Source organism: Tautonia sociabilis, from assembly GCF_003977685.1.
Classification (GTDB): domain Bacteria; phylum Planctomycetota; class Planctomycetia; order Isosphaerales; family Isosphaeraceae; genus Tautonia; species Tautonia sociabilis.
Genome location: NZ_RYZH01000004.1, coordinates 1 through 26,080, shown reverse-complemented (window position 1 = coordinate 26,080; position 26,080 = coordinate 1). Strand labels below are relative to the sequence as shown.

Below are 26,080 nucleotides of genomic sequence, written 5' to 3'. Positions count from 1 at the left end.
GCTCGGCCATCGCCTCGGCGTCTGAAATACTCTAACGCAGCGGGCATGCCACAGCCGACACGGGGACACACACCCCATTCCCTAACCCCGTCCCTCCGGCAACTTTAATCTTTTTTCCGGTTTCTCCCGGAGCGTGTCCGGAGGGTGAATTTTGTACAGAAGGGCTCCCCTGCGGTTCCCAATTGTTCCCACCGATTCTCAAAACTGCCATGGCGGCGTCGCGGGATGAGAAGCGAGGTTCGCACCGCCCGACATCCGGAGGGAGTCAAGGCGGATCGGGGCGGGACGAGGGGGCGATTTCCGGAGCGGAAGGTCACGGCGCTTCCCGGGCCGGGCGGTTTGGGAACCGAGGGGAGGCCTGCGGGGCGATATTCCGCCGGGCGGGCGGATCGGGCACAATGGCGGTCCCGATCCGGGGATCGGTTCGCAGTCAGCCCAGCAGGCCGGGGGTTCGTCGTGGCGAAGCGGTGGACGCGCTGGAAGAGGCCGGTCGTCCGGGCGGCGAAGGTCATCCTCGGCGCCCTGATCGTCTGGATGGTCGCCCGGGCCCTGGTCCGGGCCTGGGACGACCTGCGTGCCTATGGCGAGACGCTCCGGCCCAGCGGCTGGTGGCTGTCGGCCTCGGCGGCACTCTATCTTGTGGGGCTCTCTTGCTTCGGGGTCTTCTTCACCCGGATCCTGGCCCGGAGCGACGCCCCGGTCCCGCTCGGGCCGGCGCTGCGGGCGTACCTGATCGGGCATCTGGGGAAGTATGTGCCGGGCAAGGCGATGGTGGTGGTGCTTCGGGTCGGCCTGGTGCTCCCTTACGGCGCCCGGGCGGCGACGGCGGCCTTCGCCACGTTGTACGAGACGCTGGTGATGATGGCCTCCGGCGGCCTGATCGCCGGGATCGTCTTCCTGAGCTGGCCGGGGCCTCCGATCACGGTTCCGGTCGGCGGGGGGAGGTCGATCGAGGCGCCGCTGGCGTGGCTGTCGCTGGGTCTTGGCGTCCCGTTGCTGGTGCTGGCCGAGGCCCGGATCTTCCCGAAGCTGGCGATGGCCGCCAGTGTCCCCTTCCCTGGAGTCGGGCGGTCGGCGTTGCCGAGGTTCTCGGCGCGGTTGCTGGCCGAGGGGATGGGCTGGTCGCTGCTGGGCTGGACCCTGATGGGGATGAGCCTGGTGGCGACGATCCGGGCCATCGACCCCGGCGGGATGCCCCCCTCGGGCTGGCCGCCGGCGGTGGCGGCGGTGGCGCTGGCGACCGTGGCCGGCTTCCTCGTGGCGATCTTCCCCGGCGGGCTGGTCATCCGGGAGGCGGTGCTCACCGCCGCGCTGGGGCCGACGATCGGGGCCGAGCCGGCGATCGTGGCCGCGCTGGTGCTCCGGCTGGTCTGGGTGGTGGCCGAGCTGCTCGCCTCGGGAGTGCTGGCCCTGCTCCGCCCCCGCCCTTGCCGGCCCTCGGGCCGTCCCCTCGTCGAGCCGGTGCCGGCGGCGGCGTCGGCCTGCTCACCGTCCCCTTCCCCGTCCCGGCCCGATGAACCGTTGACATGATCAGCTTCGTCATCCCGGTCTACAACGAGCGCGACAGCCTGGCCGCCCTGCTCGGCGAGCTGGCCCGGGTCGTCGAGTCGCACCGCCTGGGCGACGCCGAGTTCATCTTCGTCGACGACGGCAGCCGGGACGGCTCGTGGTCGGTGCTCCGGGACCTGGCCGCGGGCGACCCCCGCGTGCGGGCGATCCGATTCCGGCGGAACTTTGGCAAGGCCGCCGCCCTGACCGCCGGCTTCTCGAACGCGACCGGCGCGGTCGTCTTCACCCTCGACGCCGACCTCCAGGACGACCCCGCCGAGGTCCCCCGCTTCCTCGACAAGCTCGAGGAGGGGGACGGCCTCGACGTCGTCAGCGGCTGGAAGCGCACCCGGCACGACCCCCGGCACAAGGTCCTGCCCAGCCGGGTCTTCAACCGGATGGTCAGCGTCCTGACCGGCACCCACCTGCACGACCACAACTGCGGCTTCAAGTGCTACCGCGCCGAGGTGCTCCGCGAGGTCTTCGTCTACGGAGAGCTGCACCGCTTCGTCCCCGTGCTGGCCCACGCCCGGGGCTTCCGGGTCGGGGAGATCGAGGTGCGGCACCGCTCCCGCAAGTTTGGCCGGTCGAAGTACGGGTTCTCCCGGTTTCTCAAGGGGTTCCTCGACCTGCTGACCGTTCGCTTCCTCACCCGGTTCGGCCAGCGGCCGCAGCACGTGCTCGGCGGCGTCGGCCTGGTCTTGCTGCTGATCGGAGGAGCGGGGATGGCCTACCTGGCCGCCCTCTGGGTCGTCGACCACTGGGTCCGGGGGGTCGACCACCCGATCGGCACCCGGCCGCTGCTGATCTACTCGACCGCCCTGCTCGTCGTGGGCACGCAGTTGCTCAGCCTGGGGGTCCTGGCCGAGATGATCACCTCGTACAACCTCCGGGCCGAGGACACCTACTCCATCGCCGAGCGGCTCGGCCCCCGGTCCGACACGATCGACGGCCGAGACGACCCTTCGAGCCGCCCGGCCCCGGCGTCGGCGGTCGAGGGGGACTGAGGCCCCTCCGGGCCCGCTTGCCCTCCCCTGCCCGCCGAGCGATCGCCCCCACCCGATCCGACCCGAGAGGACACCGGCCCGATGGCGTACTCCGAGATCCCCGAGACGATCGTCATGGAGCCCGAATCCCCTGGCCGGGGCTCCCTCCCCCCGAGAAGCCCCTCCCGCCGGGCCGTTGGGCAGATCCTCATCGTGGCCTCGGTGGCGCTGGCCCTGGGGGCGACGCTCAAGCAGAAGGCGATGATTAGCGCCAACGACATCTCGCGCTGGTGCACCGTCTGGTCGCTGCTGGAGCGCGGCACCTACGCCATCGACGAGTGCCCCTGGCAGCTCGGCACCCAGGACAAGGTCCTGCTCGACGACCCCTTCCCTGCTGAGGGGGAAGCGCCCGGCAAGCACTTCTACTCCAGCAAGCCCCCCCTGCTGCCCACCCTCATCGCCGGCCTGCTCTACCCGATCCGGACGATCACCGGCGTGCCGCTCGACGCCAAGGTCGAGCAGGAGCGATCGCTCCGCAAGGAGGTCCAGAGCCTCGACGACGCCCCCCCCGACGACCCGGGCAAGATCCTCGAAGTCGACGAGCAGCGCGGCTACCGCGTCATCGACGTCACTCCCGAGGAGCCGGCCGAGTGGCCGGTGCAGGTGCTCTACTTCAACCCGGTGGTCGTGCTGTTGAACGTCCTGCCGCTGCTGGTCGCCCTGGTGCTCTACGCCCGGCTGCTCGACCGCTATGCCGGCAACGACTGGGCCTGGTTCCTCTCCCTGGCCGTCGCCGGCCTGGGGACGAACCTGATCATCTTCACCACCACACTGAACAACCACACCATCGCCGCCTGGAGCGCGTTCTTCGCCCTGTATGCCTTCCTCCGGATCTGGGACGACGGCCGACGCCACTGGGGCGATTTCGCCGCCGCCGGGGCCTTCGGCGCCTTCTGCGCCTGCAACGAGCTTCCGTCGGCCGCCTTCGGCGTCTTGCTGTTCCTGCTGCTGCTGGTCAAGGCGCCGGGGAAGACGCTGACGGTCTTCGTGCCGGCGGCCCTGGTGCCGATCGCCGCGCATTTCCTCACCACCTACCTGGCCATCGGCGAGTGGGCCCCCGTCTACGCCGCCTTCTCGGAAGAGGGGCCCGACTCCCCGTATCGCTACCCGGGCAGCTACTGGCTCAGCCCGCTGGGCATGGACTGGTACGACCTGAACCCCGAGCCCTGGTGGCAGTACCTGCTGCACCTGACGGTCGGCCACCACGGGATCCTCTCGCTGACTCCCGTCGTCCTCTTCTCCTTCTGGGCGATGCTGCGGAGCATGGTCGGGCTCGATCGCCGCCTGCGCCCCTTCTCCTGGCTGACGCTGGTGCTCACCGTCGGCATCATCGCCTTCTACACCTGGCAGACCCACAACTACGGAGGCTCGACCCAGGGGGCCCGCTGGCTCTTCTGGCTCTTTCCCTTCTGGCTGATCCTGCTGCCCCTCGGGCTGGAAGCCGGCCAGCATCGCCCCCTGGCCCGCTGGCTGATGCTCGCCGCCTTCGGCTTCGCTGTCTTCAACACCGGCTACGGCCTGCACCAGCCGTGGAGCCATCCCTGGATCGTCGACGCGATGGAGCACCTCGACGTGCTCGACGTGAAACGCTAGCCGAGGACCGACACCGGACACCGGACACCGGACACCGGAGGCGGGAGGCGGGAGGGAGGACGACGGCCAGGGAAGGCGGCCGGCCTCCCGCAAGGCTGCCGCACCGGGTCCTTGCCATCGCCTGCCGGTTCGGCGACCCTACGCCGATCCGAGGGTCGACGGCCGACCCTCCCCCTCTCCTCGTGCTCCCCGGTGCGCCGTGCCCCCGATCGACGACCACCCCCCGATTGACGACGAGCACCCCGAGCTGACCTCGGCCTACGCGAAGGTCGGGCTCCGGCTGTTCGCGGTCTACCTGGCCCTGTACGGCGCGTTCGTGCTGGTGAACGCCTTCGCCCCCGGGCTGATGGCCTCCCGGCCGATCGGAGGGCTGAACCTGGCGCTGGCGACCGGGCTGGGGCTGATCGCGGCGGCGGTGGTGCTGGCGCTGGTGTACGTGGGGATCTGCAAGCGGATCGCCGACCGTCGCCGGGCCGAGGGGGGGGGCTCGCAATGATCTACGAGCCGTCGGCCGTCGCCGTGGTCATCTTCGCCGCCTTCGTGGCGGTCGTGCTGGGCCTGAGCGTCTTGCTCGGCCGCCGGGCGAAGTCGTCCGGCGGCTACTTCGCGGCGCACGGGCAGATCCACTGGTTCGTCAACGGGGTCGCCTTCGCGGGAGACTACCTCTCGGCCGCGTCGTTCCTGGGCATCTGCGGAATGATCGCCTTCTCTGGATACGACGGCTTTCTCTACTCCATCGGCTACCTCGCCGGCTGGATCGTCGCCCTGTTCGTCATCGCCGAGCCGCTGAAGCGCCTCGGCCGCTTCACCTTCGCCGACGCCCTGAACGCCCGATACCGATCCCGGGGAATCACCCTGGCCGCGGCGCTGAGCACCCTGGTCGTCAGCGTCTTCTACCTGATCCCCCAGATGGTCGGCGCCGGCACACTGGTGCGTCCCCTGCTGGGGCTGTCTCACGCGCAGGGGGTGCTAGCCGTCGGCGCGGTGGTGGTGCTGATCGTCGTCACGGCGGGCATGGTGTCCACGACGTATGTGCAGTTCATCAAGGGGGCGTTGCTCGTCCTCTTCTGCGCGGCGCTGACCCTCGGGATCCTCCGCCGCGGCCTCTCGACCGAGCCCTCCCGGCCCGAGATCCCGGTCCAGCCGTTCGAGACCGCCCGAGAGGACGACCTCCGGGCCGACCCCGGCCTCCGGATCCTTCCCGAGGACGGCCCCTGGGAAGGGGAGCGGTTCCTCCGCGTCGAGGATCGCCAGACCGGAGTCCGATCCACCTGGTATCGTCTCGACGACCCGGCCGATCAGGCCGACTCCCAGGCCGGCCTGGTCGCGAAGGCCCAGACGCTCACCGTCCTGCCGGACGGCACCACGCTCGCCAACGGCATCCCCCAGGGCACCGGCGAGGGCCAGGGGGACCTGCTCGCCGTCGGCTCGATCGCGTCGCTGCCCGGAGGAGTCGACCGCACCGGCCCGCTCGGGCCGATCTCGTTTTTGACCACCCTGCAAGACAGCACGGTGGTCGTCTGGAAGAACCGGGTGATCTCGGAGGACGACGGCACGCGAACCACCGTCTATTACCCCGTCCCGACCTCCGGCGGCCAGCTCCTCGTTCCCGGCGGCAGCCCCACCTTCTCGGGGATCCGGGGCGATCGCCTCGTCGACAAGCTCGACTTCCTCTCGCTGATGCTCGCCCTCTTCTGCGGCACCGCCTCGCTTCCCCATATCCTGATCCGTTATTACACCGTCGAGGACCAGAAGGCCGCCCGGCGGAGCACCGTGGTCGGCATCGCCTCGATCGGCGCCTTCTACGTGCTGACGCTCTATCTCGGCCTCGGCGCGATGACCGGAGGGGTGCTGGACCCGACCAACTCCAACATGGCCGCCCCGCTGCTGGCCCGAAGCTTCGGCGAGCTGCCCTTCGCCATCATCTCGGCCGTCGCCTTCACCACCGTGCTGGGCACGGTCAGCGGCCTGATCCTCGCTGCCAGCGGCGCCGTGGCGCACGACCTGATGGAGAACGTCCTGCTGCTGCGGATGACCGACGCCGCCAAGGTCCGCGCCGCCAAGATCGCCGCCGTGCTGGTCGGCATCGCGGCGATGGGTTTGGGGATCGCCTTCGAGAAGCTGAATGTCAGCTTCCTGGTCGGCTGGGCGTTCAACGTCGCCGCCTCGGCCAACCTGCCCTCGCTGGTGATGCTCCTGTTCTGGCCGAAGACGACCAAGCGGGGCATCGCCGCCGCCATCGTCGTCGGCATGCTCACCTCGCTCGGCTGGATCCTCCTCAGCGCCCAGGCCTACAAGGATGTTTACCGCCTCCCCGCCGAGGACTCCGTCATCCCCTTCAGCCAGCCCGGCCTGGTGACGATCCCCCTCGGGTTCCTCGTCCTCGTCGTCGTCTCGCTGCTCACGCAGCCGAAGGCCGACCAGCAACCGAACGCGAACGCCGGCTGATCCGACCCGACCCGACCCGGCCCGGCCCGGACGGTCGATCGCCAATGGCCGGGGCCGGACGGCCTGGGGACGACCCTCCCCGAGCCCAGCCCCGGCCCTGGCCCGCCGTCACAGCCTCAGGTAGATCTTCTGCCGGTCCAGGAACCGGACGAACAGCACCGTGATCGCGAAGAACAGCAGCAGGCCGGTCAGCGCCCACCAGAGCGGAGCGTCCCTGGGCACGACCGAGCGGACCGTCTGCTCGACCGCGTGGTGGATGACGTACGCCGCCAGCGGGTTCATGCCCAGCAGGCGGAACAGTCCGACCGACAGGCCGATCAGGTCGCAGGCGACGACGAACAGCCCGTACAGCGCCATCGCGAATCCGGTGGCGAACCAGATGAACGGAGCGGTGACGACCCGCTTGTCCATCATCCAGTAATTGCGGGCGATCACCTCCGGCTCGACCAGCGGCGGCGTCGCCAGCAATTCGGCCGGCTCCCTCCCCGAGAGGCGTCCCAGCGGCGGCACGACCGGCGAGGTCGCGATGTCGACCGGGTTTCCCCGCTCGTCCGTCCGGCGGTCTTCCGGGCCGTACAGGGTGCTCAGGCAAGACAGGCCATACGCCAGCACCATCGCCAGCGCCCCCCAGGCCACCAGGCGGGCGGCGCCGCCGCCCCGGGAGCGGCCGGCGGCCGTCATCACGTCGAAGGCGAGCGTGCCGGCCAGCATCGGCACCGACCAGTGCAGCAGCCCGAAGAACCCGCCGTCCCACGCCCGACGGCCGGTCGTGCCCCAGACCTCGTCCATCCAGTTCGGCTGGCCCTGAACGAAGTCATAGTTGAACAGATACGAAAGCCCCAGGTGAGCGGCCGACAGCCCCACCATCGTCCCGAACCTCACCCCGGCCGACCGCGCCACCACCGGCATGATCAGGACCTGGCAAACCCCGATGATCGCCAGCACTTCCCACAGGTCGGCCTTCAGCAGCTCGGCCAAGAACCGCAGCACCCCCCGGGGGGTCATCTCCGACCACGAGTCGAACCCCCCTCCCACGCCGAAGACGACCAGCGAGACGAGGATCAGCCCCAGACTCCGCCACGCCACCCGCCGGTACGCCGCGGCCGAGCCCATTTGCTCGATCCTCCTCAGCAGGCTCAGCCGGTACGAGAACCCACAGGCGAACAGGAAGCTCGGCATGATCGAATCGGCATAGCTGAAGTACGTGTCGTTGTGCTTCAGCACCGAGTGCACCGCGGCGATCCCGCCGAGGAAGTTGACCACGAACATCCCGGCGACCGTGTAGCCCCGGAACTGGTCCATCGAGGCAATCCGGCCGGTCCCTGCCATCGAACTCATCGCGGGGTCTCTCCGTCGGGGTCTCTCGGGGAATGGAACCTGTCGGCCGCCTTTCGGGACCGACGTCGGATCACATGAGAACAACAACTTGAATTCGATTGCTTCAGGATAAGATCGCCTGGGGGATGAAGGGCGATCGGCGACCGAGACGCAGGAGCGGACGGGGTCCGTCGCGTGAGTGGAGGCGCCGGCGGCTCTCCGGCCGCAACGCCCTCGACGCCGCCGATCCGCCCGCCGGCCTCGGCCATCGATCAGCCGCCATCCTCCCCCCTCTCCCCCGCGGCCGCCTCGGGCCCCGAGGGCCTCGCAGCGCCCGCCAGCGGCCGGGGAGCCGCGGCCCCTTCCCGGATCAGCAACGCGGCGTCGGCCGGCTCGGGGCCGAAGCGGTCCACCCGACCGGAAGGCCAGCGCACCTCGATCGCGTCCACCCGCTCGACGGCCCCCAGGCCGAAGTGCAGCCGGGGGTCGCTGGCCGACTGGAAGCTGCCGCCGCCGACCCGGGCGGCCACCCACGCCCTTCCCCCGGCCCGGACGGTGACGACCGCTCCCACGCCGTCCCGGTTCGACTCCGTCCCCTCCAGCCGGAGCATCAGGAACCGGCCGGCCCCCTCGGTGCGGTTGTGCAGGAAGACAAGGGGCTCGTCCTGGGCCTGGAGCACGGCATCCGGCCGGCCGTCGTTGTCCAGGTCGCCGCTGGCCAGTCCCCGGCCCAGGTGCCTCGTCTCGAACGGCGAGCCCGCCTCCGAGCCGGGGTCGACCAGCCGGCCCCCCGGCCCTCCCAGGAGCAACTGCGCCGGCATCCGATACGGGTAACGCGGCCGACCGTCGTGCACGTGGCCGTTGGCGGTCAGCACGTCGAGCCGGCCGTCGAGGTTGGCGTCCAGCAGCACCAGGCCGAAGCCGAGCAGGTGCCGGCTCGGGGCCTCCAGGTTGATCGCCGCCGACTGGTCGGCGAAGATCCCGCCGCCGAGGTTGCGGAAGAACGTGGTCGACTCGTCGTAGTAGTTGGTCACCAGCAGGTCGAGCCGGCCGTCGCCGTCCAGGTCGCCGCAGGCGGTGCCCATGCCCGCCTGGTAGTTGCCGTGGGCGTTGGCCGACACGCCGGAGGCCGCGCCCAGCTCCTCGAACTGGAACCCGCCTCGGTTCAGGAACAGGTAGTCGGCCGTCATGTCGTTGGCGACGAACAGGTCGATCAACCCGTCCTCGTTCACGTCGGCGGCCACCACGCCGAGACCTCGGCCGTCTCGGTCGACGATCCCGGCCGATTCGGTCACGTCGACGAACCGGCCGCCGTCGTTGCGATAGACCCGGTCCGGCTCCGCCGGGAAGTCCCGGGGATTGCAGGAGTAGACCGTCGGGTCGTCGGGGGAGACGCAGGAGCGGTCGCCGAACTCGTCCCAGCTCAGGTAGTGGCAGACGTACAGGTCGAGGTCGCCGTCGTTGTCCAGGTCGGCGAACGCCGCCGAGGTCGGCCAGTCGCGGTCGCCTGCCAGTCCGCTCGCCTCGGTGGCGTCGGCGAAGGTGCCGTCGCCGAGGTTCCGGTAGAGGGCATACGAGCGCCATCGGGTGACGAGCAGGTCGGGATGCCCGTCGTTGTCGATGTCGCCGACGGCGACCCCGTGTCCGTACCCTCCCGGGAACGAGGCGATCCCCGACGACTCCGACACGTCCTCGAAGGTTCCGTCCCCCCGGTTCCGGTAGAGCCGATCGCCGTTGCCCGAGTCGGGAGGAGGAGGGAAGGAGCCGGCCTGGACGGCGTAGAGATCCAGGAAACCGTCGCCGTCGAAGTCCAGCAAGGCCACGCCGCCGGCCCCCGTCTCGGGCAGGACGAGGCGGTCGGCCTGGTGGCCTCGGTCGTGGACGAAGTCCAGCCCGGCCGCCTCGGCGGCGTCCTCGAACCTCGGGATGATCAGCGAGGGTTCCCCCGACGAGGAGGCCGCCGGGGCCGAGGCCCGAGCGACCACCCCGGCGAGCCGATCGGCCAGCGTCTGGCCGCTGGGGGCCGGCCGCTCGGGCAGTTCCTCCTCCGCGACGCTCCCGTCCGCCAGGGCCAGCCAGGCGGCGGCGTCGAAGCGTCGGCCCAGGGCGGCGGCGGCCTGGGAGAGTTCCCGGAAGCGGGAGGCCGGGTCCTCGGCCCGCAGCAGGGCGACGTACCGCTCCCGGTCCCGCTCCAGCCGCTCTCGGACGGCCCGGTAGCCGGCGGCGGCCTCGGCCCGGCCCTCCTCGGCGGCCAGGGCGGCCAGGCGATCGATCACCTCCGGCCGGCTCGGGTCGAGCCGGTCCACCGCCTCCAGCGCCCGGCGCTCGGCCGGGCGGTCCCCCTCGAGCCGGGCGAACCAGGCCCGCAGCGTCAATTCCTCCGCCTCCCCCTCCGGCCCGGCCCGGGCGGGCAGGTGGGCGATCGCCTCGGCGGCGGCCTCGGGGCGGTGGGCGGCCAGCGCCCAGTCGAGCCTCGCCCGCCAGACGACCGGGTCGTCGGGCCGCCTCGAGCGGCAGCGGTCGAGCCACTTCTCCGCCTCGTCGAAGTGTCCCGATCGGGCCGCCAGGTGGGCCAGGCCGAGCCAGACCCGGTCGTCCTCGGGGGCCAGCCGGTGGGCCAGCTCGTAGTCCCGGCGGACGAGGTCGATGGGGAAGGCGTCGGTCTCAAGCTGGTAGAGGACCCGCAGCGCCTCGACCGGCTCGGGATGCTCGACGAGGCCCTCCCGGAAGATCCGGCCGGCCTCATCGAACCTCCCCTGGGGCCGGATCAATCGCACCAGGGCCCACCGGGCCATCGGCCGGTGGGCTCCGGGGATCTCCAGCGCGGCCCGGAGGCGGTCCTCGGCGTCGGCGAGCCGGCCCCGGTATTGCTCGATGTCGGCCCAGTGCAGCAGGGCCAGACCGCGCTCGGGGGCCGCCTCGGGGATGCGTCCCCAGGCCTCCTCGGCCGCCTCGGGATGCCCCATCGCCTGTTCCGAGAGGCCCAGCAGGTACAAGGCCTCGGGGTGCCGGGGCCGCCGCTCCACCAATGCCACCAGCCTCCGCCGCGCCGTGGCGTGCCGGCCGTCGAGCATCGCGGCCCGAGCCTCCTCGAGCCCGCCCTCGAACCAGGCCTCCCGCGCCGACCACACCAACCAGGAGGCGACTCCCAGTCCCACGGCCAGCACGGCGGCGACGGCGGCGGCGGCGGCGAAGCGGCTCCCTCGCGGTCGCATGATCGGTCCTCGGTCCGGTCGTCCCGCTCGCGAGACGGACGCCGGCCGGGGGCCCCCGGGATGGGGACCTCCGGCCGGACGGGGAATCACGGGCTCGGGGTCACGCGATCAATACTGGTCGGCGCTGATGACCTCGCCGCCCTTGATCGTGTGCAGCGCCTGGTAGACGCCGTAGACCGGCAGCGGATTGCCACCAACGCCGCTGTAGGCCACGCCTCGGCCGTTGTACTGCACCAAGAAGGGGTTCCAGGAATTGACGGTGTTCTTGATGAACCGGACCGAGCCGTCACAGAAGGCGAAGTTGCAGCCGCCGGGATGGAAGCTGTTGGCCGTCTGGATGAAGTTGCGCGAGTCGCCGCATTGCTCGGGGAAGTAGCAGGGCAGCGCCGCTCCGGCAGCGACCGACTTGAAGAAGTTCGGGGGGAACAGCGCCGAGTAGGTCGTGTCGCCAATCAGGCCCGAGGTCCACCAATTCGGTCCGTAGGGATCCCCCAGCTCGGCGGCCACGCGGCCGTACGCCTTGTCGCCGGCGATGATGGTGTTGCTCGTGCCGTCCCGGATGCTGGAAATCGACACAACCTTGCCGCTGGCGCAGGTCGTGCACGCCCCCGAGCCGCCGGTCATCGACGGGGGCCGACCGACATGCATGAAGACCCCCTGATTCTGCCCCACCAACGACTGCGGCACCTCGCCCCGGGCCGCGTGATAGTAGAGCACGCCCGAGTTGCCCGCGTAGCTGCTGTAGGTCATCGGGATCGGGCTATCGTCCCAGCCATCTCCGGGATTGCCCGGATAGCGCTGGTTGATCACCTCGCTATCGCTGGGGCACCACAGGATGCTCACGGCGAAGCCGTTGGTGGTGCTATTCTGGGCGTAATAGATCATCACGTCCGTATTCAGCGAGTTGAAAATATTCCCCTGTTCGTAGAACTGGGTCATGGCCACCCACGGCCCGAAGTTCTGGCGCACCCAGCCGCCGGGATTGTTGCCTCGGCGCTGGTAGGCGTCTCCCATGGGGAAGCTGCCGTTGACGTCGTGATAATTCTGCAAGGCCAGCGCCAGCTGCTTCAGGTTATTGGTGCACTGAGCGCGACGGGCGGCCTCTCGAGCGCTCTGCACGGCGGGCAAGAGCAGGGCGATCAGGACGCCGATGATGGCGATCACCACCAGCAACTCGATGAGGGTGAAGCCGCGACGGGCGGCAACGGGGCATGCTCGGGTCATCGGTTGTTATTCTCCGGGTTCAAGAGGAAGAGGCCCATCCGACCGACGGCCCCTAATGACAGGCATGGACTGGGATGAAGGCGGCAAAACCCGATCGGTCAGCGCCGTTCTCGGGGGCTCAGGTCCTCCCCCGTGTCGGCCGGATTCTCCACCGCGGGAGGAGCAGCCGCCGGGGGCTCGAACTCCTGGTTGAAGCCGGGCTCCCCGGCGCCTCCCCCACATCCGGGCAGGGCGACCAAGACGGTCGGAAAGGCGAGCAGGGTCTTGGCAATCTGCGAACGGAGGCCATGCATGGGCAAACAGGCTCCGAAGCTCCAGGGACAACGTGAAGGTGCCGGCCGCCGCTTCGCGTGCCGGAAACGGAACGTTCGACCGGGGGTCTCATCGGGACCCCGAATCTGCTGGCGGGACATCGCCAGCCGATCGGCCACCCGACCGAGCATCATCCCCGACGAGGGCATCTCGATCCAATCGAACTCGAACCTGTTGTTCCGAACGACGGCTCCGGCTCGAATGGCCAGAGTTCGAGAGAAGACGACCGAGATCGAGAGGCTGGCTGGATCATCGTCGCGGCAACGAGGCGAGGTGCAGGCCTCGGACTCCCACCGCAGAGATTGGCACGTTGCTGATCGCATCCCGCGGGATCGACCAATCAGTTCAACATCGCCATTCCGATGATCCGCCCTCTAGATATCATGGACGTCTGCCCGGTTCAAGTCACCGCTCGATGAAAGTTCTCGGACTTCGGGGGATTGGGCCAGCGGCTCGGGGGGGGCCGGAGCCCTCGGGTGAGGGCTCAACGGGTCGGATCGAGCAGCCGAGTGCATTGGGGAGACTGGCCTTCGACCAGGACGACCAGGTGATCCGCCGGCAGCGAGTCGAATGCTTGCTCCAGGCCGGAGGGCCAGCCAATGGTCAGTCGGTCGACCGCCTCGGCCGCTCCCAGCCCGAACCAGAGCCGGGGGTCGCCGGAGGCGAGGTAGCTGGTGCCGGCGGTCATCCACCGGGCCTGGCGGCGGCCGCCGGCCTCGACCGTCACCCGGGCCCCCACGGGCAGGGGACCGGAGTCGGTGCCGACCAGCCGGACCCCGAACCGGCGCCCCCCCTCGGTGACATTTCGCAACACCGCGGCCGGGGCCCCCCGGTGAACGACCACCAGATCGACCCGGCCGTCGTTGTCCAGATCCCCGCTGGCCACGCCTCGGCCGACGACGGGCTCGGCCAGATAAGGGAAGGTCTCGGCGTCCAGCAGGGCGAACCGGCCCCCCCCTCGGCCAAGGAAGAACTGCGGGCGTTGGGCCATCGGGCTGTTGACCCACGGCTGGTCGTCGACGTGGCCGTTGGCCACGAACAGGTCGAGCACCCCGTCGGTGTCGGCGTCGATCGCCGAGGCGCCGAAGCCGGTGACCGCCAGGCTCGGGCCGGCCAGCCCGGCCGAGAGGGTCGCGTCGGCGAACTGCCCGCCGCCGAGGTTCCGGTGCAGCGTGTTCGCCTCGTTCAGGAAGTTGGTGTGGAACAGGTCGATCCGGCCGTCGCCGTCGAGGTCGTCGGCCACGACCCCCATGCTCGCGGTCGCGTGGCCCGAGCCGTCGAGCGCCAGGCCGGCGACCGCCCCCTCCTCCCGGAACCGGAGGCCGCCGAGGTTCCGGAAGAAGAAGTCGGGGCTGGCGTCGTTGGCGACGTACAGATCGAGCCGGCCGTCTTCGTCAAGATCCGCGATCGCCAGGCCGAGCCCCCGGCCCTGAGGCGCCTCGATCCCGGCCTCGGCCGAGACGTCGGTGAAGGTGCCGTCCCCCTCGTTCCGGAAAAGGAGATCCTGCTGCGCGGGGTACTGGGCGGGGGAGCAGTGGATCGGCTGGCCGGCGTGATCCCGGCAGGGCCGGGGCTCGTTCGAGTCGTCCTCGACGTAGGAGACGACGAACAGGTCAAGATCCCCGTCCCCGTCCAGGTCGCCGAAGCCGGCGGCGGTGGTCCAGCGGTCGGAAAAAACGCCGGCGGCCTCGGTCACGTCGGTGAAGCGGCCGTCCCCCTCGTTCCGGTACAGGATGGTCCGGTTCAGGCCGGTGACGAACAGGTCGTCGTCGCCGTCGCCGTCGTAATCGCCGACGGCGCAACCCATGCCGTAGCCCAGGCCGGCGACGCCAGCGGCCTCGGTCACGTCCTCGAACCGCCAGGAGCCGAGGTTGCGGAAGAGCCGGTTCGGGCGGGGGGGGGCGGCCCGATCGGAGGGCATCGGGCAGCCGTTGACGAAGTAGACGTCCAGCAAGCCGTCGCCGTCGAAGTCGATCAGGCCGACGCCTCCTCCCATCGTGTCGGCGAGGTAAAGGGCGTCTGCCGGGCCGTGGTCGTAGGAGAAGCAGAGGCCGGAGGAGGAGGCGACGTCCTCGAAGCGGACGGCCCCGATCGGCTCCCCGGCGGCGTCCGGGGGGCTGGCCGTTGCCGTTGCCGTTGCCGTTGCCGTTGGGGTCGAGGACACGAGGCGGGGGCGGGATCGGGCGACGGGGAACGGGTCGTCTCGACCGTCCAGCGAGGCCATCCCCGATCGGGCGGCGGCGAGGCCGGGGTCGAGGGCCAGGGCGTGCTCGTACCAGGAGCGGGCCTCGGCGATCAGGGAGGCGTCCCGGCACTGGTCCCCCAGCCGGGCGAACAGGGAGGCGTCGGCGACGTAGCCGGAACTCCTGAGGTCGGTGAAGGTCCGGCGGAGGTTGACCCACCGGGTCCGGAGCCGATCGGCCTGCTCGGCCTGCTCGGCGGCCTCGGCCTCCTGGCCGGCGGCCCTGAGGGCCTGGGAGAGGCGGTGGCGGGCCTCGGCAGACTCAGGGTTGAGCCCCACGGCTCGTCGGTAGCTGGCGATCGCGTCGTTGAGCCGTCCGGCGTCCCGCTCGAGCTGGCCCCGGGCGGTCCACCACCGGGAGGCGTCGGCCGGGGCGTCGGGGACGGGGCCGAGGATCTCGGGGATCTCGACCGGCAGACCGAGCAGGGCGCGGCACTCGGCCAGCGCGAGGCGGCCCAGGGGGTCGTCGGCCAGGGCGGCGGCGGCGGCCTCCAGGTGCGGCAAGGCCTCCGACGGCTCTCCCCGCCAGTGCCTGGCCAGGCCGGCGGCGCGGCGAAGGAACGGATCGGAGGGAGATCTGGCCAGGAACCGGTCGATCTCGGGGGGGATGCCCCGGACGTCAACCTCGGCCTTGGCCTCCTCCAGCACCAGATCAACCAGGACCCGGGGGTCCCCGGTGGCCTCGTGGATCTGCCGGAGCAGGTCGAGGGCCTCTCCGGTGCGGAGCTGGAGGCTGAGCAGGTAGATCAGGCGGCCCCGGGGGGTGACGGCCTTCGGGTCGGCGGCGGCGGCCTGGCGGAAGGCGACCTCCGCTCGGGGGGCGTCTCCCAGGCGAAGGGCCAGTTCGCCGAGCTGCGAGCGCGCCTCGACGTAAGCCGGGTCGTCCTCGGGCACGGCGGCCAGCACCCGGGCCGCCTCGGCCTCCCGGGCGCTGGAGGCCAGCAACTGGGCGAGCATCAGCCGGGCCCGGCCGTCGTCCTCCCGGCGGTCGAGCCACTCGCGCAACATCCGCTCGACCCGGGGCCACTGCCCGGCCCGGGTGGCGGCGACGATCTGCTCCCAGGACGGCCCGCCGGCAGACGAAGACGCGGGACGCCCCGCCCCGATCCGGTCGACCAGCCGGGCCGGGCCGACCGCCACCAGGGCGATCCCCGCCCCGAGGGGGATCGCGACCGCCGCGACGACCGCGATCCCCAAACGCCACCGCTGTCCTCGCATGATCTCGTGCTCCGTCCCGCTGGCTCCCGGTCGGCCCCGGCCCCTCGACCTGGACCGCCGCCCCCCTACAATAGCGGCGAGCCGCCCGGCTACGGTTCCGGCCGGGGCTCGATCCTCGGGAGGCCTGGCCCGCTCATGCTGCGCACCCAAGCCCTGTTCGACACCAACGCCGGAGACTGGCCCCGTCGACTCGAGGTGGTCGTCTCCATGATGCGCGAGATGAGCCTGCAGAGCGACCCGGAGGCGATGGTCCGCTCCTACGGCCAGTGGCTCGGCAACCTGCTGCACACCGACCGCCGCCTCTCGCTCAGCCGTCGAGGACTGGAGTTCCCCCGAGTCCGCATCACCCGGTTCTCCAGCCGATCAACCCCTGGACGCAGCCCCAACGCCTCCCCGTGATCGAGGGCGGGCTGCTGGCCGACCTCATCTACGCCGACGAGCCGAGGATTCTCAACGACCTCCGCGTCGACCCCGACGACCCGGCCGCCCCCTACCTGGAGGGGATGCGGTCGCTCATGGCCCTGCCCAACTACGACCAAGGCCAGGCGCTGAACCTCGTCGTCGCCCTGAACGCCGAGCCCGACGCCTTCGACGTCGAGACGCTGCCCGAGCGCGTCTGGATGAGCAACCTCTTCGGCCGAGCCACCGCCAACCTCGTGCTCCGCCAGGAACTGGAACGCGCCTACACCGTCGTCGACCGCGAGCTGCGCCGCGTCGCCGAGATCCAGCGCTCGCTTCTGCCCAAGATCCTCCCCGCCATCCCCCGTCTCAGCGTCGCCGCCCACTACCAGACCTCCCAGTGGGCCGGCGGCGATTATTATGACTTCTTCGAGCTTCCCAACGGCAAGTGGGGCCTGCTCATCGCCGACGTCAGCGGCCACGGCACCCCCGCCGCCGTGATGATGGCCATCACCCATGCCATCGCCCACGGCCACCCCGGCGATCCCGAGCCTCCCGCGAAGCTGCTGGAGCACGTCAACGACCGCCTGGCGGCGCTCTACACCGCCGACGGCGGCTCGTTCGTCACCGCCTTTTACGCCATCTTCGACCCGAGCCGTCGCACCCTGATCTACGCCAACGCCGGTCACAACCCCCCCCGGCTGAAGCGCTGCGCCGACGGCACGGTGGGCGGCCTGGAGGCCGTTGGCGGCCTGCCGCTGGGGGTCTTCCCCGGCATCTCCTACGAGCAAGGGGAACTCACGCTGGTGCCCGGCGACCAGCTTGTCCTCTACACCGACGGCATCACCGACGCCACCGACCCCGACGGCCGCCCGTTCGGCCTGGAGCGTCTGGACCGCTCCCTCTCCACCTGCCGCCAGGACGCCGACGAGCTGATCGCGGCCGTCCTCCGCGCTCTGGACCGCTTCACCGCCGGCCACCCCGCCGAGGACGACCGCACCCTGCTCGTCGCCAAGGTGAACTGATCCCCCCCGTCCCGATCCCCCCCTCGCTCCGGGGGTCCGGCGCACGCGCCCCGGTCCCGGCAGGCGCCCCGATCGCCCCGGGTGCGCCTCTCGACGCGCTGTTGAACATCCGATAAACTCGAACGGTCATCGTCGGCCCGCCGAGCCTCCCCGACCGGCCCGGCAGGCCAGTCCGTTCGACGACCGACGCACGACGACCGACGACCGAGGGGAGGCCCGCCCGATGAGGATCGACCCCACCGAGGCCCGCCGACCGTCCCGGTGGGCGCTGGCCCTGACCGCCGCGCTGGCGATGGCCTCGACCGCGACCGCGACCGCGACCGCCGCCGAGGACGACGCCTCCGCCGAGGGGATCGCCCTGTTCGAGTCGAAGATCCGCCCCGTGCTGATCGACCGCTGCTACTCGTGCCACTCGGCCGAGCAGGGGGAGGCCAAGGGGGGCCTGGCGCTTGACACGCGAGCCGCCCTGCTCGAAGGGGGAGACGGCGGGCCGGCCATCGAGCCCGGCGACCCGGAGCTGAGCCTGCTCATCGAGGCGATCCGCTACGACTCCTTCGTCCAGATGCCCCCCAACGGCAAGCTCCCCCCCGAGACGATCGCCGCCTTCGAGCGCTGGGTCGCCCTCGGCGCTCCCGACCCTCGCGGGGATGAGCCCGCCGAGCCCTCCGCCGACGCCTCCCCCCTCCCCGATCCGGGCATCGACGGGCAGGCCGCCCGCTCCTCCTGGGCCTACACCACCCCCTCCCGCCAGGAGCCTCCCGAGGTTTCCGACCCCTCCTGGGTCCGCTCTCCGATCGACGCCTTCATCCTCTCCCGGCTCGACGAGGCCGGGCTCTCCCCCAACCCCGAGGCCGACCGCCGCTCCCTGGCCCGCCGGCTCGCCTTCGACCTGACCGGCCTGCCCCCCGACCCGGCCGAGGTCGACGCGTTCGTCATCGACGACGACCCCGAGGCGGTCGAGCGGTACGTCGACCGCCTGCTGGCCTCCCCCCACTTCGGCGAGCGCTGGGCCCGCCCCTGGCTCGACCTGATGCGGTTCGCCGAGGACCAGGCCCACATCGTCGGCAACGACACCTCGCTCTGCTATCCCAACGCCTACACGTATCGCGACTGGGTGATCGCCGCCCTCAACGACGACCTCCCCTACGACGCCTTCGTCCGCAAGCAGCTCGCCGCCGACCTGATCGACCCCGACGACGAGCAGGGTCTGGCCGCCCTCGGCTTCATCGGGCTGGGACCGAAGTACTATCGCCGCGGCGCTCCCGAGGTGATGGCCGACGAGTGGGAGGACCGCGTCGACGTCGTCTCCCGGGGACTGCTCGGCCTGACCGTCGCCTGCGCCCGCTGCCACGACCACAAGTACGACCCCATCCCCACCGCCGACTACTACGCCCTCGCCGGCGTCTTCGCCTCCACCGTCATGTACAACCTGCCGCTCTCCGACGAGGCGGAAACCAGCGAGGACGGCGAGGCCAAGAAGCCCGAGGACGCCCTGCACATCATCAAGGACGACGAGCCCCGGGACCTGAACGTCCTCATCCGAGGCAACGTCGAGCAGAAGGGCCCCCTCGTCCCCCGGCACTTCCTCTCGGTCCTCTCCGAAGAGGCCGACGCCCCCGCCCCCCTGGGAGGCTCCTCCTCCAGCGGCCGGCTCGAGCTGGCCGAGGCGATTGTTGACCCCTCCAACCCGCTCACGGCCCGAGTCTTCATCAACCGAGTCTGGGCCCAGCTCTTCGGCCGGGGGATCGTCGCCACTCCCAGCAACTTCGGCGCGCTGGGCGCCCCGCCGACCCACCCCGAGCTGCTCGACGACCTGGCCTCCCGATTCGTCTCCGAGGGGGGCTGGTCCCTCAAGTGGCTCGTCCGAGAGCTGGTCACCTCGAACACCTACCGCCAGTCCTGCGACATCACCGACGCCCACCGCGCCGCCGATCCCGAGAACCTCCTGCTCGGCCGCATGAACCGCAAGCGCCTGCCGGTCGAGTCGTGGCGGGACGCCATCCTCACCGCCTCCGGCGCGCTGGAGCCGGCCGTCGGCGGCCCCTCCATCAACCCCAGCGACCCCGACGCCGGCCGCCGCACCGTCTACAGCGAGGTCAGCCGCCTGGAGCTGCACCCCATGCTCGCCCGGTTCGACTTCCCCGACCCCAACGCCCACAGCGACGGCCGATCCCGCACCACCACGCCGCTCCAGAAGCTCTTCGTCCTGAACAGCCCCTTCGTCACCCGACACGCCGAGCGGCTCGCCGAGCGCCTTTCCCAAGAGGCCGGCGACGACCCGGCCGCCCGCATCGCGCTGGCCTACCGCCTCCTCTTCGCCCGCCCCCCCGCGGCCACCGAGGAGGCGATCGCCCTCGACTACCTCGGCCCCTCCCCCGACCCGTCCCGCTGGGCCGCCTACGCCCAGGCACTCATCGCCTCGAACGAATTCTTGATGATCGACTAATCACTTGTTCTGATTGCCCCCCCCTCCTCCCCGCCGTCGAGTCGAACCGAGGAGCCCCGCCATGAGCCCCGACCGCCCCGACGCCCCGTCGCCGATCAGCCGCCGCCAGATGCTCCGCCGCGCCGGCGCCGGCTTCGGCATGCTCGGCCTGGCCGGCGCCTGCGAGGCCGCCGGCCTGCTCTCCCCCGCCGCCTCGGCCGCCCCCCTCGGCCGAGTGAGCGGGCTCGACGGCCTGCACCACCCGGCGAAGGCGAAGCGCGTCATCTTCCTGTTCATGAACGGCGCGCCTTCGCACGTCGACACCTTCGACCCCAAGCCCGCCCTGGCCAAGTACGCCGGCCAGGAGCCTTCGGAAACCGAGTTCAAGACGCTCCGCTCCAAGAAGGGGGGCACCTTCATGCCCTCCCCCTTCCGCTTCCGCCCCCACGGCGAGAGCGGCCTGGTCATGAGCGAGCTGTTCCCCCACCTCTCCCACTTCGCGGACGACCTCTGCGTCCTCCGCGGCATGCACACCGACACGCCCAACCACGAGCCCGGATTGCTGATGATGCACTCCGGCAACCAGCAGCCGATCCGCCCCAGCCTCGGCTCCTGGCTCTCCTACGGCCTCGGCTCCGAGAACGCCAACCTGCCCCCCTTCGTCGTCCTCTGCCCCGGCCTGCCGGTGGTCGGGCCTCAGCTCTGGTCGAGCGCCTTCCTGCCGGGTGAACATCAAGGCATGTCGGTCAACACCAGCGACCTCGACGTGCACGCCATGATCGCCCACCTCAAGCACCCCCGGCTCGACCGCTCCCAGCAGCGCCGGCAGCTTGACCTCATCCAGCGGATCAACGACCTGCACCGCTCCGACCGCCCCCACGAGGCCGCGCTCGACGCCCAGATCTCCTCCCTCGAACTGGCCTTCCAGATGCAGACCGAGGCCGGCGAGGCCTTCGACCTGAAGCACGAGCCCGATTCCCTCCGCGACGCCTACGGCCGCACCACCTTCGGCCAGAGCTGCCTGCTCGCCCGCCGCCTGGTCGAGCGCGACGTCCGCATCGTCCAGGTCTACTACGTCGACGGCCGCAAAAAGCAGCCCTGGGACACCCACTCGGCCAACGACGCCGGCCACCGCCGCCTCTGCGCCGACGCCGACCGCGCCACCGCCGCCCTGCTCGGCGACCTGAAGGCCCGCGGCCTCCTCGAAGACACCCTGGTCATCTGGGGAGGCGAGTTCGGCCGCACCCCGTACTCCGAGCCCGCCAAGAAGGGGGACCCCGGCCGAGACCACCACGCCACCGGCTTCTCCATGGTCCTCGCCGGCGGCGGCGTCAAGGGAGGCTACACCCACGGCGCCACCGACGACTTCGGCATGATCGCCGTCGACGGCCGAGTCCACGTCCACGACCTCCACGCCACCATCCTCCACCTCCTCGGCATCGACCACGAACGCCTCACCTACCGCTACTCCGGCCGAGACTTCCGCCTAACCGACGTGCACGGCACGGTCGTCCGAGACATCATCGCCTGAGAAGAAGGCCGGGGAGGCTGGGCCCCCGCTCCCCCCCCCGGGCCGACTCGCCGAGGAGGGGGACTGGGGCCGGTTCCTCCCGGTCGTTGCTCCCGGTTCGTCTCGGCCGGGCGAGGCCCCCCGTCGGTCTATCCTTCCCTCGCGTCCCCTCGCGAGCCCCCCTCGCCTTCCGTTCTCCCTCGGGCCCGAGTAAGATCCTCCTCCTCGCGCCGGGCTGGCACACCGATCGCGAGTCGTCCCCGCCCCCTGGCTCCCCGACGACGGCCGCCCGGGGCGGACCAGCCGACCGGCACGCAGGCGATGATCGCGGAGGCGCGGATGCACAACGAGGCCCTGGTGCAGCTCGGGGCGGTGATCGTGCTGGGCATCGGAGCCCAGTGGCTCGCCTGGCGGCTGAACCTGCCGGCGATCCTGCTCCTCCTGCTGGCCGGCCTGGACGCCGGCCCAGGGGCCGAGCGGCTCGGGATCGGCCGGCTGATCGACCCCAACGCCTTGCTCGGCGAGACGCTCGGCCCGGTCATCTCGCTGTCGGTCGCCGTCATCCTCTTCGAGGGGGGCCTCAGCCTCCGCCTGGCCGACCTCCGCGCCTCGGGCCGGGTCATTGGCTCGCTGGTCACCATCGGCGCCGCCCTCACCTGGGCCATCGGAGCGGTTTCGGCTCGGCTGCTGCTCGGCCTCTCCTGGCCGCTCGCCATCCTGCTGGGCGCCATGCTCGTGGTCACCGGTCCGACCGTGATCGGCCCGCTGCTGCGCCACGTTCGGCCTTCGGGAGGCATCGGGCCGATCCTGATGTGGGAAGGGATCGTCATCGACCCGATCGGCGCCGTGCTCGCCGTGCTCGTTTTCGAGGTGATCAGTTCGGCGGGGGGCCCGGGGGTGGGGCTCTCGGTCCTGGCCTGGGGGGCGCTGTCCACCGCCGTCATCGGCTCGGCGATCGGCCTGGCCGGGGCGAGGGGGCTGATCTGGGTCCTCGGCCGGTTCTGGGTGCCTGATTACTTGCACAATCCCGTCGCCCTGATGGTCGTGGTCGCCTCCTTCGTCGCGTCGAACCTGCTCCGGGAGGAGTCGGGGCTGCTCACCGTCACCGTCATGGGGCTGATCCTGGCCAACCAGCGCTCGGTGTCGATTCGGCACATCGCCGAGTTCAAGGAGAGCCTGACGGTCCTGCTCGTCTCCGTCCTGTTCGTGGTTCTGGCCGCCCGGCTGTCTCCCGAGCAGATCGCCGCGGCCGGGCCGGGCAGCGTGCTGTTCACCCTGGCATTGATCCTGCTGGCGCGCCCGATGGCCGTGCTGGCCTCGACGATCGGCTCGGGCCTGGGCTGGCCCGAGCGGCTGTTCCTGATGAGCATGGCCCCCCGAGGGATCGTCGCCGCCGCCGTCGCCTCGGTCTTCGCGCTGCGGCTCCGAGAGGAGGAGATGGCCGGGGCCGACCTGCTCGTGCCGGCCGCCTTCACGGCCATCATCGGCACGGTGATCGTCTACGGCCTGGCCTCCGGCCCGGTCGCCCGCCGCCTCGGGCTGACCGGCGGCCGGCTCGGCTACCTGATCGCCGGGGCCAACCCGATCGGACTGGCCATCGCCCGGGCCCTCCGGGAGGAGCAGATCCCCGTCCTGCTGGTCGACACCCGCACCGACCGCCTCGACTCAGCCGACCACGACGGCATCCCCACCCTGCACGGCAGCATCCTCTCCCCGTTCCTCCACGAGCGGATCGACCCCGGCCGCATCGGCCGCCTGCTCGCCCTGACCCCGAATGAGGAGGTCAACAGCCTCGCCGCCCTCCACTTCGCCGGCCTCTTCGGCCGGGACCGCGTCTACCAGCTCACCCCCGAGCCCCACGGCTCCGCCCGCTCCCCCAGCAACCCGGACACCGGCCCCGAGCCCGACGTCTCCTCCTCCCTCTCCACCCAGCTCGACGCCGCCGGCTCCCCCGAGGCCGGCCGCTCCGTCGCCCTCGAACTTCACGGCCGAGTCCTCTTCGGCCCCGGCATGACCTACAAGCACCTCGAATCCCTGCTCTACGCCGGCGCCACCGTCGAACGCCTCTGCCTCGCCCCGGACTCCGACACCGACGCCCAGGCCGATCCCAGCGCTCAACCCGTCGCCGCTTCGGTTGCCGATGCCAAGGCCTCCTCAATCGCCTCGCCCACCCCCCCCTCCTCGGGCACCGAAGCGGAGGCCGACCAGCAGCGCGCCGCCGATCGGGAGGGCGACCCCGACACCGAGGACGTCCCCCCCCACGACCCCTTGGCCGCCTTCCGAGCCAGGTACGGCCCCGAGGCCGTCCCCCTGCTGCTCGTCGAGGATGACGGCGACGTCGTCCCCGTCACCGCCGCCTCTTTGGCCGACGCCCGGACTCCCCGCGCCATCATCGGCCTCGCCCCCCCCTCCTGGCGCCGCGAGGCGGCCTCGAACGAGGGCGCCAGGGGCCAAGAGGCCGGCAACTGATCCCGATGGGACCTCCGCTCCTGATGGGGGCTGGGGAGGCTTGAGGTCGTGACGCCCCCCGGAGAGGGGACCATCCTCCTCCCGGAAGGTTGACGCTCCTTGCGGCTTCCCGATCGCCCCGAGCCGTCTCGGCTCGGGAGCCAATCGGGTCGGGAGCGATCACCGCATGGGCACCGTCCGCCGGGCGACGATCGTGTACAGCCGGGTCGGCTTGCCCTGGAAGAGCTGGAGGTGATCGGTGAGCGTCTGGTCCTCGAACCCGAGCACGCCGAGAAACTGGCCGATCGCCTCGGGGGGCAGGCTCCACCAGGCGAAGGCGCCGGCGGTGTCGTCGCAGGCCGGGTTGGGCATCAGGTAGATCGCCCCCGGGTGCGGCGACCTGGCCGAGGCCGGCACGGTCGTCCCCAGGCCCGAGCCCTCGGGCTGCTCGGGGTGGACCTCGGTGACGATCATCGTCTCTCGGGTCAGCCTCGCGGCGTTGGCCAGGGCGCCGAACGGGTCGCGCAGGTGCAGCAGGATGGCGCAGGCGGTGCTCACGTCCACCGGCCCGATGGCGTCGGGGATGCGGTGGACGCTGCCCAGCACCAGCTTCGCCCGCAGCCCGCAGCGGCGGTGGACCAGCCACCAGGCGTTGTTCAGGCGTCGGATGTGCTCCCGGCTCCCCTCGGCCATCGCCTCCAGGTCGAACCGGGCGAAGGGCACGATGTCCCAGCGCTGCTCGGGGCCCAAGTCGAAGCCGACGACCTCGGCCCCCTGGCCGTCCATGTACCGGCAGAGCGCTCCGCTGGCCGTGCCCAGCTCCAGCACCCGGCGCCCCGCCAGCGGCTCGCCGCCCAGGTACGCCGATTCCCGGCCTCGGAGGTCCCACTCCCCCCCCACGGTGCCGATCCCGGGCAGGTCCATCACGTGGTAGAAGTGGCAGTCAGCCACCTCCTCCACCACCCTCGGCCGCTCGAACACCCCGGCGTCGTCCATGACCACCTCCCGACCGCCCCCGCCCCGGCCTCCCTCCCGCCCAGCCGGCGGGCCCGTCGCCCGATCATGTTCACCCCCCGACCATTCCGTCAAGGACAACCGCTGTTCTCCGAGCTCGAGGGCCCGAACACTCCCCGTTCTCCGATCGCTCGCGACCGCCTCATTCCCGGTTCTCTCATCTCTTGTGCTCGAACAACGTGCCGTTCCATCCCTGTTTCAACCGTCCTCCTCGAGGCCAGCGCAATGGCACCACCCCCCTCGCCCCGACGTCCGAACACCGAACCGGTACCGCCCCCCTGGTGATGCCGCCTGGCACGCGACTTGCTTCAATTGCCTGGGGCTTTCGCCCCGCCGAGTCGGTCGTCCTGCACGCCCGATCCGGAGGAGCATCGGATTCCCCGATCCGAGTCACCGAACTCAATGGAGACGCATCCCATGAAGTGGCTCACCACCCTCGCCGCCCTCTTCGGCCTCGCCCTGTTCGCCGCCGGCTGCTCCGAGCAGCAGCAGCTAGAAAACGCCCAGGAAGAGCTCCAGGAAGAGCGCGACGAAACCGCTCAGACCGCCATCGAGGCCCAGGAAGACGGCGTGATCACCGCCGACGAGGCCGGCGAGATCCGAGAGGAGCAGGGCGAGACCATCGAGCAGGCCGGCCAGGTCGCCGCCGAGGCCGGCGACGTCATCGAGCAAGAGACCGACCACTAATCCGATCGCCCCACCCCCACCAATCCGATCACTCCCCTCGGGCCGAGCTCCCCCCGGAGCCCGGCCCGTTGGTTTTGGGTCCTCGCCTCCCCCGGCGACGGACGATGCGGAGAAAAGGCGACCGCCGCCCCCCGTTCCCAATGACTGCCGAGTCCTCGTCTCCCGATGATCTCGACAGCAGCCCGCCCGGCCCCGAGTTGCTCACCGCCCCGGAAGAATTGAATCACGCACCCACACACACAACATCCCACGCCGGTCCGGCCCCGAACGACGGCGCGTCTTCGCGCGGAGCGAACCCATCTATGAGAGGGGGACTGTCAAGCTGCCGGTGCAGGTTCGGTGGGCTCGGGGCCCCGGCACCTCCCCCTCGCCGTCGGCGTCGGTCGGCCTGCCCGTCCCAGACCACGCC

General features: G+C 71.2%; 17 protein-coding genes. 11 read left to right on the top strand and 6 right to left on the bottom strand.

Features of this window, described 5'->3' with window-relative positions; genetic code table 11:
- Positions 1 to 456 precede the first annotated feature (456 nt).
- The 5 genes from TsocGM_RS03090 to TsocGM_RS03070 all read left to right on the top strand — a co-directional run bounded on the left by TsocGM_RS03090 (position 457) and on the right by TsocGM_RS03070 (position 6,635).
- On the top strand, positions 457 to 1,530 hold the full coding sequence (locus TsocGM_RS03090; protein ID WP_158633348.1) for a lysylphosphatidylglycerol synthase domain-containing protein: 1,074 nt from the start codon (positions 457 to 459) through the stop codon (positions 1,528 to 1,530).
- Complete coding sequence (locus TsocGM_RS03085; RefSeq protein ID WP_126723851.1) at positions 1,527 to 2,555, top strand: glycosyltransferase family 2 protein; 1,029 nt, start codon at positions 1,527 to 1,529, stop codon at positions 2,553 to 2,555. Before TsocGM_RS03090 ends, TsocGM_RS03085 begins: the two co-directional genes overlap by 4 nt.
- An 81-nt stretch (positions 2,556 to 2,636) precedes the next feature.
- On the top strand, positions 2,637 to 4,187 hold the full coding sequence (locus TsocGM_RS03080; protein WP_233578218.1) for a hypothetical protein: 1,551 nt from the start codon (positions 2,637 to 2,639) through the stop codon (positions 4,185 to 4,187).
- Between the two features lie 199 nt (positions 4,188 to 4,386).
- Positions 4,387 to 4,683, top strand: coding sequence for a DUF485 domain-containing protein (locus TsocGM_RS03075; RefSeq protein WP_126723850.1), 297 nt, complete (start codon positions 4,387 to 4,389; stop codon positions 4,681 to 4,683).
- Positions 4,680 to 6,635: a solute symporter family protein gene (locus TsocGM_RS03070; RefSeq protein ID WP_126723849.1), complete on the top strand. Its 1,956-nt coding sequence runs from the start codon at positions 4,680 to 4,682 to the stop codon at positions 6,633 to 6,635. Before TsocGM_RS03075 ends, TsocGM_RS03070 begins: the two co-directional genes overlap by 4 nt.
- A 108-nt stretch (positions 6,636 to 6,743) precedes the next feature.
- Here TsocGM_RS03070 and TsocGM_RS03065 read toward each other — a convergent pair whose 3' ends face one another.
- The 5 genes from TsocGM_RS03065 to TsocGM_RS03045 all read right to left on the bottom strand — a co-directional run bounded on the left by TsocGM_RS03065 (position 6,744) and on the right by TsocGM_RS03045 (position 16,163).
- Positions 6,744 to 7,973, bottom strand: coding sequence for a heparan-alpha-glucosaminide N-acetyltransferase domain-containing protein (locus TsocGM_RS03065; protein WP_126723848.1), 1,230 nt, complete (start codon positions 7,971 to 7,973; stop codon positions 6,744 to 6,746).
- 251 nt (positions 7,974 to 8,224) lie between these two features.
- On the bottom strand, positions 8,225 to 11,167 hold the full coding sequence (locus TsocGM_RS03060) for an FG-GAP-like repeat-containing protein (RefSeq protein ID WP_126723847.1): 2,943 nt from the start codon (positions 11,165 to 11,167) through the stop codon (positions 8,225 to 8,227).
- 108 nt (positions 11,168 to 11,275) lie between these two features.
- Complete coding sequence (locus TsocGM_RS03055; RefSeq protein WP_126723846.1) at positions 11,276 to 12,391, bottom strand: DUF1559 domain-containing protein; 1,116 nt, start codon at positions 12,389 to 12,391, stop codon at positions 11,276 to 11,278.
- A gap of 98 nt (positions 12,392 to 12,489) precedes the next feature.
- On the bottom strand, positions 12,490 to 12,684 hold the full coding sequence (locus TsocGM_RS03050; RefSeq protein WP_126723845.1) for a hypothetical protein: 195 nt from the start codon (positions 12,682 to 12,684) through the stop codon (positions 12,490 to 12,492).
- A 503-nt stretch (positions 12,685 to 13,187) separates the two neighbouring features.
- Complete coding sequence (locus tag TsocGM_RS03045) at positions 13,188 to 16,163, bottom strand: FG-GAP-like repeat-containing protein (protein ID WP_126723844.1); 2,976 nt, start codon at positions 16,161 to 16,163, stop codon at positions 13,188 to 13,190.
- Between the two features lie 135 nt (positions 16,164 to 16,298).
- On the opposite strand from TsocGM_RS03045, the gene TsocGM_RS26760 reads away from it, so the two are divergent.
- The 5 genes from TsocGM_RS26760 to TsocGM_RS03025 all read left to right on the top strand — a co-directional run bounded on the left by TsocGM_RS26760 (position 16,299) and on the right by TsocGM_RS03025 (position 23,991).
- Positions 16,299 to 16,562 carry a hypothetical protein gene (locus TsocGM_RS26760; RefSeq protein WP_233578217.1) on the top strand — a complete coding sequence of 88 codons (264 nt, stop codon included), beginning with the start codon at positions 16,299 to 16,301 and terminating at the stop codon, positions 16,560 to 16,562.
- Positions 16,559 to 17,587, top strand: coding sequence for a PP2C family protein-serine/threonine phosphatase (locus tag TsocGM_RS03040; RefSeq protein ID WP_233578216.1), 1,029 nt, complete (start codon positions 16,559 to 16,561; stop codon positions 17,585 to 17,587). Before TsocGM_RS26760 ends, TsocGM_RS03040 begins: the two co-directional genes overlap by 4 nt.
- A gap of 223 nt (positions 17,588 to 17,810) precedes the next feature.
- Complete coding sequence (locus TsocGM_RS03035) at positions 17,811 to 20,033, top strand: PSD1 and planctomycete cytochrome C domain-containing protein (RefSeq protein WP_126723843.1); 2,223 nt, start codon at positions 17,811 to 17,813, stop codon at positions 20,031 to 20,033.
- 61 nt (positions 20,034 to 20,094) lie between these two features.
- On the top strand, positions 20,095 to 21,543 hold the full coding sequence (locus TsocGM_RS03030) for a DUF1501 domain-containing protein (protein ID WP_199756693.1): 1,449 nt from the start codon (positions 20,095 to 20,097) through the stop codon (positions 21,541 to 21,543).
- Between the two features lie 318 nt (positions 21,544 to 21,861).
- Positions 21,862 to 23,991: a cation:proton antiporter gene (locus TsocGM_RS03025; RefSeq protein WP_158633347.1), complete on the top strand. Its 2,130-nt coding sequence runs from the start codon at positions 21,862 to 21,864 to the stop codon at positions 23,989 to 23,991.
- A 159-nt stretch (positions 23,992 to 24,150) separates the two neighbouring features.
- Here the strand turns inward: TsocGM_RS03025 and TsocGM_RS03020 are convergent, their stop codons facing one another.
- A complete protein-coding gene (locus TsocGM_RS03020) occupies positions 24,151 to 24,966 on the bottom strand; it encodes a class I SAM-dependent methyltransferase (RefSeq protein ID WP_126723841.1) in 816 nt (271 codons plus the stop codon).
- 420 nt (positions 24,967 to 25,386) lie between these two features.
- Between TsocGM_RS03020 and TsocGM_RS03015 the strand changes: the two genes are divergently transcribed.
- Positions 25,387 to 25,671 carry a hypothetical protein gene (locus tag TsocGM_RS03015; protein ID WP_158633346.1) on the top strand — a complete coding sequence of 95 codons (285 nt, stop codon included), beginning with the start codon at positions 25,387 to 25,389 and terminating at the stop codon, positions 25,669 to 25,671.
- The last annotated feature ends 409 nt before the right edge of the window (positions 25,672 to 26,080 follow it).

What these genes read in the sequence shown, in the direction of transcription:
- TsocGM_RS03085 (WP_126723851.1), top strand. Translation starts at nt 1,527, where the DNA reads ATGATCAGCTTCGTCATCCCGGTCTACAACGAGCGCGACAGCCTGGCC.
- TsocGM_RS03080 (WP_233578218.1), top strand. Translation starts at nt 2,637, where the DNA reads ATGGCGTACTCCGAGATCCCCGAGACGATCGTCATGGAGCCCGAATCC.
- TsocGM_RS03070 (WP_126723849.1), top strand. Translation starts at nt 4,680, where the DNA reads ATGATCTACGAGCCGTCGGCCGTCGCCGTGGTCATCTTCGCCGCCTTC.
- TsocGM_RS03065 (WP_126723848.1), bottom strand. Translation starts at nt 7,973, where the DNA reads ATGAGTTCGATGGCAGGGACCGGCCGGATTGCCTCGATGGACCAGTTC.
- TsocGM_RS03060 (WP_126723847.1), bottom strand. Translation starts at nt 11,167, where the DNA reads ATGCGACCGCGAGGGAGCCGCTTCGCCGCCGCCGCCGCCGTCGCCGCC.
- TsocGM_RS03055 (WP_126723846.1), bottom strand. Translation starts at nt 12,391, where the DNA reads ATGACCCGAGCATGCCCCGTTGCCGCCCGTCGCGGCTTCACCCTCATC.
- TsocGM_RS03050 (WP_126723845.1), bottom strand. Translation starts at nt 12,684, where the DNA reads ATGCATGGCCTCCGTTCGCAGATTGCCAAGACCCTGCTCGCCTTTCCG.
- TsocGM_RS03045 (WP_126723844.1), bottom strand. Translation starts at nt 16,163, where the DNA reads ATGCGAGGACAGCGGTGGCGTTTGGGGATCGCGGTCGTCGCGGCGGTC.
- TsocGM_RS26760 (WP_233578217.1), top strand. Translation starts at nt 16,299, where the DNA reads ATGCTGCGCACCCAAGCCCTGTTCGACACCAACGCCGGAGACTGGCCC.
- TsocGM_RS03035 (WP_126723843.1), top strand. Translation starts at nt 17,811, where the DNA reads ATGAGGATCGACCCCACCGAGGCCCGCCGACCGTCCCGGTGGGCGCTG.
- TsocGM_RS03030 (WP_199756693.1), top strand. Translation starts at nt 20,095, where the DNA reads ATGAGCCCCGACCGCCCCGACGCCCCGTCGCCGATCAGCCGCCGCCAG.
- TsocGM_RS03025 (WP_158633347.1), top strand. Translation starts at nt 21,862, where the DNA reads ATGCACAACGAGGCCCTGGTGCAGCTCGGGGCGGTGATCGTGCTGGGC.
- TsocGM_RS03020 (WP_126723841.1), bottom strand. Translation starts at nt 24,966, where the DNA reads ATGGACGACGCCGGGGTGTTCGAGCGGCCGAGGGTGGTGGAGGAGGTG.
- TsocGM_RS03015 (WP_158633346.1), top strand. Translation starts at nt 25,387, where the DNA reads ATGGAGACGCATCCCATGAAGTGGCTCACCACCCTCGCCGCCCTCTTC.